At 62.7% G+C, this 7,432-nt stretch carries 7 protein-coding genes; 2 read left to right on the top strand and 5 right to left on the bottom strand.

What is annotated here, in order from left to right; translation table 11 throughout:
• Both AC5Y49_RS24305 and AC5Y49_RS24300 read left to right on the top strand, forming a co-directional pair.
• Positions 1 to 572: HAD-IC family P-type ATPase (locus tag AC5Y49_RS24305; RefSeq protein WP_499891937.1), on the top strand; the 572-nt coding region annotated here is incomplete at its 5' end.
• Positions 573 to 762: 190 nt separating this feature from the next.
• The gene (locus AC5Y49_RS24300; RefSeq protein ID WP_499891936.1) at positions 763 to 1,188 is read left to right on the top strand and encodes a transposase; all 426 of its coding nucleotides are present in this window, start codon (positions 763 to 765) and stop codon (positions 1,186 to 1,188) included.
• On the opposite strand, the gene AC5Y49_RS24295 is transcribed toward AC5Y49_RS24300, so the two are convergent.
• The 5 genes from AC5Y49_RS24295 to AC5Y49_RS24275 form a co-directional block, all read right to left on the bottom strand.
• Entirely contained in the window at positions 1,185 to 1,508 is a 324-nt protein-coding gene (locus AC5Y49_RS24295; protein WP_499891935.1) for a DUF1416 domain-containing protein, read from the bottom strand. The two genes, AC5Y49_RS24300 and AC5Y49_RS24295, sit on opposite strands and share 4 nt — an antisense overlap.
• A 581-nt stretch (positions 1,509 to 2,089) precedes the next feature.
• Positions 2,090 to 3,343, bottom strand: coding sequence for an MFS transporter (locus AC5Y49_RS24290; RefSeq protein ID WP_499891934.1), 1,254 nt, complete (start codon positions 3,341 to 3,343; stop codon positions 2,090 to 2,092).
• A gap of 46 nt (positions 3,344 to 3,389) precedes the next feature.
• Positions 3,390 to 4,784, bottom strand: a complete 1,395-nt coding sequence (locus AC5Y49_RS24285; protein ID WP_499891939.1) for an MATE family efflux transporter — start codon at positions 4,782 to 4,784, stop codon at positions 3,390 to 3,392.
• Positions 4,785 to 4,795: 11 nt separating this feature from the next.
• Positions 4,796 to 6,079 (bottom strand): type III PLP-dependent enzyme domain-containing protein, encoded by a 1,284-nt coding sequence (locus AC5Y49_RS24280; RefSeq protein WP_499891938.1) that lies wholly within the window; start codon positions 6,077 to 6,079, stop codon positions 4,796 to 4,798.
• Between the two features lie 80 nt (positions 6,080 to 6,159).
• A complete protein-coding gene (locus tag AC5Y49_RS24275) occupies positions 6,160 to 7,182 on the bottom strand; it encodes an ornithine cyclodeaminase (protein WP_499891933.1) in 1,023 nt (340 codons plus the stop codon).
• Between the last annotated feature and the right edge of the window lie 250 nt (positions 7,183 to 7,432).

The raw sequence follows: 7,432 nt of genomic DNA, 5'->3' as shown, positions 1-7,432 counted from the left end.
CGATCACCGACCAACTACGGCAGGAAACCGCTGCCGCAGTCGCCGCCTCAGCCCGGTTGACTGGCACAACGCCAGTGCTGCTGACCGGCGACAACCAAGCCGTCGCCGAGCTGCTCGCCGACCAGGTCGGCATCAGCGACGTGCGCGCCGGACTGCTGCCCAACGACAAAGTGAGTGTCGTGCAGCAATTGCAGGCCGCTGGGCACAAGCTGACCGTGGTCGGCGACGGCATCAACGACGCCCCCGCGCTCGCGGCCGCGCACGCCGGGATCGCGATGGGCGGCGCTGGCTCGGATCTCACCCTGCAGACCGCCGACGCCGTCGTTGTCCGCGATGACCTCACCACCATCCCCGCCGTCATCGCCCTATCCCGGCAAGCACGGCGTGTCGTGATCGCCAACCTCGCCATCGCCGCCACCTTCATCACCGTCTTGGTCCTCTGGGATATCGCCGGCACTCTGCCATTGCCGCTCGGCGTGGCTGGGCATGAAGGCTCCACCGTCATTGTCGGACTCAACGGCCTGCGATCGCTGCGCCACGGCGCCTGGCACCGGGCCGCGCGAGTCACCTGATAGCGGAACCAAAATCCGTGACGATTGCAGCGGCTGACCTACGTGACACCTCGCCGACCATGGCGGTGGGCCGTCGGGCAAATGGCCGATGAAAGTCCGAGAAACCGGGTGAAGGCGGTAATGCAGCGCTTGACCTTGCCGCAGGGGCAGCCCTTTAGGTTCGGATAGTCGACCTGAAAGGACTGTCGGTATGCCAAGACGACGTCGGCGATCGTTTACTCCTGAGTTCAGGTTCGAGGCCGCACATCGTGTCATTGATAGGCATGAGCGTGTCGTTAATGTTGCGCGCGAGCTGGATCTGCATCAGAGCGTGCTGCAGACTTGGGTGCGTGATGAGCGGTGGCGGAGGGCCGAGTCCGGCGCTGGTGGTCAGCCGGACCTTACTGGGGGTCAACCGCTTTCGGCCGACGAGCGCGCGGAGCTGGTGCTACTGCGTGCGCAGGTGGCCGAGCAGGAGGAGGCCATCGCGTTCCTGGAAAAAGCCTCGGTGTACGTTTTTGCGCAGCTGAACCGTCCTGAGTTTCTTGCGCGCTTTCTTTCTTGGGAAAAGTGGCACGATGCACGTTTCGAGCGACCGGGCAATGTTGGCCGCGTTGCTGGGCCTTTTCCTGTCTAGCAGCCAGCGGTCCAGGTGGTGATTTTGATGTCCACCTCATGGATACCCGGGCTCGCGGGGCTGATTACGGCGTCGCCGCTGCCGATGATCGGGGACCGCGCGCGCAGCGTCCATGATCCCGGCGCAGCGAACACACGGAACTCACCGGTGCGCGATGCGACCACCTCCGCGGTGAACTGGTCGGACGCGTCGAGCAGTCGCACAAACGCGCCGCGAACTGGCTGCCCGGAATCGTCGACAACCCGGCCGGTGATCACCGTCTCGTTGTCGACGTCGACACCAGCCGGCACCGCGGTCCGTTCCATAGATGCAGGGCACATATCAGCTTCCCATCTATCGTGGCTCCTTCCGGGGAGCCGATCCAACTACCGTCACTCGTAATGCGCCTGCGCCGGCAGGCCTTCGGTACTTTCAAGCACCGTGATCTTCCCGGTCCAGTCCACTGAGTCATGTTCCAGATCTGGGACCCTTCCTTCATGCACAGCCTCGCCATTCCGCCAGTGGTGGCTCCAACGGTAGGGTTTGCCCGTAGGGCAAGGTCAAGCGCTGCGCGACCATGGCTGGACCTAATCACTTAACGCTCGCGGCGACCGCTCGCCAGTACCGAGACTGTTCGTGTCTTTCGGAATCACCGCCGCATTTTCAAACGTTCTGCTTAGCAGTGTGTTTCGCGATCGCAGGTGCGCTAAGAATCGTGCCTCTCAATACCATTTCTGACGGTCATAGACCGCGCCAAGCGAGTCTCTCAAGTAGATCCATTGCCCCAATGGGGATGGTGTCGCCGCAGCGTGTCGACACCGACACAGCGTGCCTGCATGGAGGCCCGATTATCGCTTACGCACCGCTCCGAGCGTTTGTAGTACGGGCGAACCGTCGCGCGGTCCTATTAGCGGTGGGCCGCTCAGGTGGGGAAGACGTCGGAGTGAGGAGGTTGCAGGCGGTGGGCACGGTCGAGATGATGTAAGGCCACAGCGGCAACGATTCCGATGAGAATCAGTCCTGCCCATACCAATTCGCCGACGCCAATCCGTCGTGCGGAGCCCATAATCGCGCCGGTGGCCAGGTTGCCGACGAGGATTCCGGCCCCGATGATGGTGTTGTATAAACCGTAATGGGTGGCCACCAGTCGGCCGCCCAGCGAGACCACGGTGTCCATCTCGAACGGGAAGACCGCGGCTGAGCCGACGGCCAGCAGGGCAGCTGACATCAAAAGTGCGGCCAGCGCCGGGAGGGCGCCGAAGCGCTCGCGGTCTGCGATGGCGATCAAGGGCAGAAACGACGCTGCCAGCATGGTCAAGCCGACGGCCAGGCTGCGTCTGGAACCCCACCGTTCGGCGAACCAGCGGGTGATGCGCAGCTGTCCAACAACGGCGATCAGGCCTGAAACAGCGAAAAGCGCTGCGACTAATAGTGAGTGTGAGCGCGGCTCCAGCATCGATGCTTGCAACGGCAGCGCAAGGTAGATCTGGAACGACAGCACATAGGAGCCGATCATCGCCCCGGCGAACAATAGGAAAGATCGATTAGCGAGTACGACCCGCCAATCCTGCAATATCGAGCTCTTCTCCGGTGCCGGGTCGGCACGGCGCTGAGGCAAGACCAGTAGTTGCGCCACTGTGAGCACAGCGAAGACCGCCGCTCCGCCTGCCGCGGTGGCCCGAAAGTCAACGGCCATCAGGGCGAGTCCAACCAGCGGGCCCAGCAAGATGCCGGCGTGATTGAAGATGTTGAATATTGCGAAAGCCTCGACTCGGCGGTCGCCGACGTCGGCGGCCAGATAAGCGCGGATCGCTGGGTTGAACAGGGCACCGGCGAATCCGGTGGCCGCCGCGGCGATCAACACGGCGGGCAAGGTCTGGGCTACCGCCAGGAGCGCGAACCCGCCGGCGCGCAGTAGGCACCCAGCCACGATCGGCCACTTGTAGCCCAACCGGTCGGCCAGCGTGCCGCCCACGATGAACATGCCCAGCTCGGAAAAATCGCGAGTACCCAGAACCAGGCCAACGACCCAGGCGGCCAGCGCGAGCGGGCCGGCGAGGTAGCCGGCCAGATAGGGCATCAGCATGTAAAAACCGACGTTGATGCCGAACTGATTGATCAGCAGAATCCGGCTGGGCTTGTCGAAACCGCGGAACCGCGCCACAAAACCCGCCACCGCCGCACCCTATACGTCAACTCCGGCGGCCACGCGTAGACGCCGGTCAGACTCTTTGCGGCAACTCTTTGCGGAACTTACGCAGCAGCAGCGCTGCGGTCGCGGCAAACCCCGTGCTGAGCCCGATCCACACCCCGGCCCCATGCAGTTGCGCCGGGAACGCCAGCAGCAACATGGCGGGTAAGCCAACCAACCAATACCCGGCTGTGGTTGCTCCCAGTCCGGCCTTGGTGTTCCCGATACCCCGCAGCAGTCCGACGGCGATGTTTTGTGTGAAGTCCACGATTTGCTGGATTATCGCGAAGAATAGGAAGAATTTGGCGATCACAATAGTTGCCGAGTCGGTGGGATTTAAAAACGGCCGTAACACCCAGTACGGGGCTACGACATAGAGCAGTCCGAGGATAACCGTGCTGATCACTCCAAGGAGAAGCGCGACGACGGCTATCTGCTCGGCCTGACCTTTATCGCCTTTACCGGTCGCACGGCTGATGAGGATTGATGATCCATGGGACAGGCCGATGCTGATTTGAAATGCGATGCGGGTCAGCTGAGTCACCACGTTATGCGCAGCCAACACGACGGGGCCAAAAGCTCCCATCACCACGGCCGCCAGTGAGGTGATCCCGGCCTCCGAGCCGTATGTCAAGGAAATGGGGATGCCCAAGCGCAGGATTTTGCGTGCTGTTCCGGCGTCGGCATTCCAGCCGTCGATCGACAATAACGGGGCGAGATGATTGTCACGGCGCAGGATGATGTAGAAGGCGGCAACGGTGAGCACCTGCACCAGGCTCGTTGCCAGCCCGATCCCCGCCAAGCCCAGCCGGGGGATGCCCAGCAGACCGTAGATCAACACCAGGTCGAGCGCTGCGTTCACTGCGATGGAGGCGATACTGACCGCCAACAGGGGACCGGGGCGGCGCATGCCGACGGAGAACTGGCGCAAGACATTCAGCCATACCATCGGGATCAACCCCGGAGCTAAGGCGATCATCATGGGTCGCGCGAGGGCCAGCACGTCTTTGTCCACTCCGAAAAACGGCAAAATGTAGCCCAAGGCAATCAGCGCGGCCCCCAGCAGGCCAGCCGTCACCGTGGCCACCAAGAACGCGGATCGGTTGATCTGGCGGATTTCCGTGTTCGCCTCGGCATCCGGGCCGTCGCTTCCGGAACGTGCCTCACCCTGAGCGGCTGCAGTGGCGACTAGGTTTCCCACCGCGGTCACCACGCCGACGCACATGGTGCGCATCAAGTTGTACAAGATCGCGGCCAGCCCGCCGGCGGCGATGGCTTGCACACCGATTAGTCCCATCACGGCCAAATCCGTAGTGGTCAAGGCAACTTGGGCGAATTGCACGCCCGCGATCGGTGCCGCCAAAGCGGTGAGCTCCCGGCCAGTGCGCACTAGTGGAGCAAGGCGCGTCCCGCGGCTTTCACCCACGGGCGCCTGGCTCACAGGTGGTCACCGTTCCGGTCAGGGCGCCAGCGAAACCGGCCCTGATCGTCAGGGGACACTTCGAGTTTGGGCGGCAAGGGGAGTCCATGGAACTCGGATTCGTTCTTATCCATCTGGTAGCCAGCAGTATTGGGGTAGATCAGCAGGTCACCATAACGCGGCTCGCGCGGTAGTTCCACTTTTCGCCAGGTCAGCATGTCATAGTCCAGGCAGCTTGCTCCGCCGACACAGCTTCGAACCGGGCCTGTCGGCGCGAGGTCGTCGGGGCGTTGATCGGGCCACAGCGTCGGATCCGGGAGGAATTCGCTGGACTTCCATTGCTCCGACAAGCTCATGCTCAGCCCGAGGACGGTGGTGATTCCGTAGTCGCCGCGTCGCTTGAATCCCTGGACCGGAAAAACGGTGAAGCCCACCCCGTCAAGTAACGCACGGCCGGGCTCGAGCAGCAGCTTGGTTTCCGTCGTGGCGAACTTGTCGCCGACTGTGCCTCCGCCGCCGGCGTCCTCGCTGGCGAGGATCGCGGTCAGCATGTCGGCCCCGGTCGGCGCCTGGTGATAGGGGTAGAAGTGGGTGAACGTCTTCCCGGCATGAAAGTCGGTTTCATCGCTGTCGCGCAAAAACCGGTCCCACGTCTCGGCGTCGAGATAGCTCACCGCGAATCCGCCACCGATAGAAATGGACGTCGCCGCCAGCCCTTGTGCTCGTGCCTCAACGACTCGGTCCACCAGCTGGGCTGCCAGCTGCGCCCGAGGCGCGACTTCGTATCCGTTGAGGTGAAACGAGAATCCTTCCATTGACACTCGGGACCGCTGCTGGGCGCATTGCTGTAGCGCGGTGTCCAATTCGGTGGGGCCCAAACCAAATCGGCTGTGCGGGTTGACGTCTGGAAGCACTCGCAACAGGATCCGGACGTTCTCGCCGCGATGGGCCAGCGCGATGACCCTGTCGAGCTCGTCGAGGGCATCGACAGCGATCAAGCAACCGTGGCGGGCAGCCAGCCAGAGCAGATGTTCGTTTTTGGCCGGCCCGGTGACCACGATGTCTGAACCGCGCACACCGCAGCCAAGCGCATGAACCAATTCCGGGGCGCTGGCCGCGTCGACACCGGCACCGGTCTGCGCGCAGACCCGTAGCCAGCTCCCGGCTTTGTTGGCCTTCTTGGCGAAAAATACTTGCCCTTGTATCCCGGCCGAGTCGATCACATCAGTAAAAGCCTTGAGGTTTCGGGCGAACCACGGCGCGAACAGCACATGAAATGGCCCGCCGACCGCATGAGCCATATCGGCTAACAGCCAACGGTCGGCGATGACTTGGCGAAACCATCCCGGCTCAATCGCGGGCAACGACAACGGCATTTGCGCTAACTCCACAGTCTGATCTCCTGTCCACGTCCACGAGCGATCGCCTGGGTGGCCAATGCATGTGCGACCGGGATGTCGGTGATGGCCATGCCGCTGTTGAAAACGAAGACCCGGTCATCCTTGTCTCGCCTGCCCGGTGCATGTCCGGCGAGTATCTCGGGCAGCTCCGCGTCCAAGCGTAAGGAGCCATCCTCGTGGGCAAAGCGGGTGCCCGTCACCGCCAGTTGGCCCGCGCTTGTCGCGACAGCGTAGTCGGCGTCGCGCAGCGACGACGAGTGCACGCCGGTCCCGTTCACCGAGATGAACAGCGCCCCCGCGTTGAGCCAGCTCGTCCGGAACTTGATCTCCGTGGTCGGTCCAGCCGACGTCGCGACAAGAACATCGGCTTCGCTCGCGGCTTTCTCGGGATCGGTGACGACTTCGATATCGCGATCTGGGTGCTGCTCGCGGAAAGATGCGCGCACGGCGGCGATGCCGTCGGGATGCGTCGCGTACAGCATCAGCCGATCCAAGTGGGGCAGGGCGCTGACCAGGAAGGGGAAGGTGTATCGGCCTTGGGCACCGGAGCCGGTCACCAGCGCGGTGCGCGCCCCGGGTGGCGCGCATGCGCCGGCGATCAGGGCGGTGTTGGCGGCCGTTCGTAGCGCGGTGACTCGGAAGCAGTCCATAAACGCTATCGGTAAACCAGCCTTATCGTCGTAGAGCGTGATCGTGATGTATTCTTTCTTCCCTTCATCGTTTTGCATGTAATAATCTTTGAACGCTGCGATTTGCGAACCGCCGTCATAGCCGGGCATCGCATAGGCAGCCGAATCCCGATACGGCGAGCGCATCATAATTTTTGCCGGCGCTCGGGACGAACCGTCGGCCACTCGCAGGTAGGCGCCTTTTACGAGTTCCATGACTTCGCTGGGACTGATCGGGATATCGGCGATGTCGCTGCGCGTCAGCACGCGCAGCGCAACGTCTTCGCGCTCTAGAATCTGCTCTACGGGTTGGCTGCTTGTTGTCGGAGAGACCATTTGTTGTGCTCCGTCCTCTCGTGTTTCTAGTCCAGCAGCAGCGACGATTGGAGATGCTGCTGCATTCTGTTTTGCAGCGCGTCTATGCAGGGATTTTCACCTCGACTGAGCCATTTCCCCCGTGAATCCCCGCAGCCGCCTTTCGGATTGGTACCGCCCCGCGCAGCAGTGCGGGGTTGGTGATGGTGGTGGTGCGGGTCCAGGAGGTGATGACGTGGTTGTTGGGGTTGATGATGGTGGCGGGTTGGGA

The organism is Mycobacterium sp. NGS62, from assembly GCF_059812285.1.
The sequence above is the reverse complement of the archived record's forward strand: the minus strand, read 5'-3'. Positions and strand labels throughout refer to the sequence as shown.

Excerpts from the sequence above, each read along its gene's own strand:
- AC5Y49_RS24300 (WP_499891936.1), top strand. The coding sequence starts at position 763 with ATGCCAAGACGACGTCGGCGATCGTTTACTCCTGAGTTCAGGTTCGAG.
- AC5Y49_RS24275 (WP_499891933.1), bottom strand. The coding sequence starts at position 7,182 with ATGGTCTCTCCGACAACAAGCAGCCAACCCGTAGAGCAGATTCTAGAG.
- AC5Y49_RS24280 (WP_499891938.1), bottom strand. The coding sequence starts at position 6,079 with ATGGCTCATGCGGTCGGCGGGCCATTTCATGTGCTGTTCGCGCCGTGG.
- AC5Y49_RS24295 (WP_499891935.1), bottom strand. The coding sequence starts at position 1,508 with ATGTGCCCTGCATCTATGGAACGGACCGCGGTGCCGGCTGGTGTCGAC.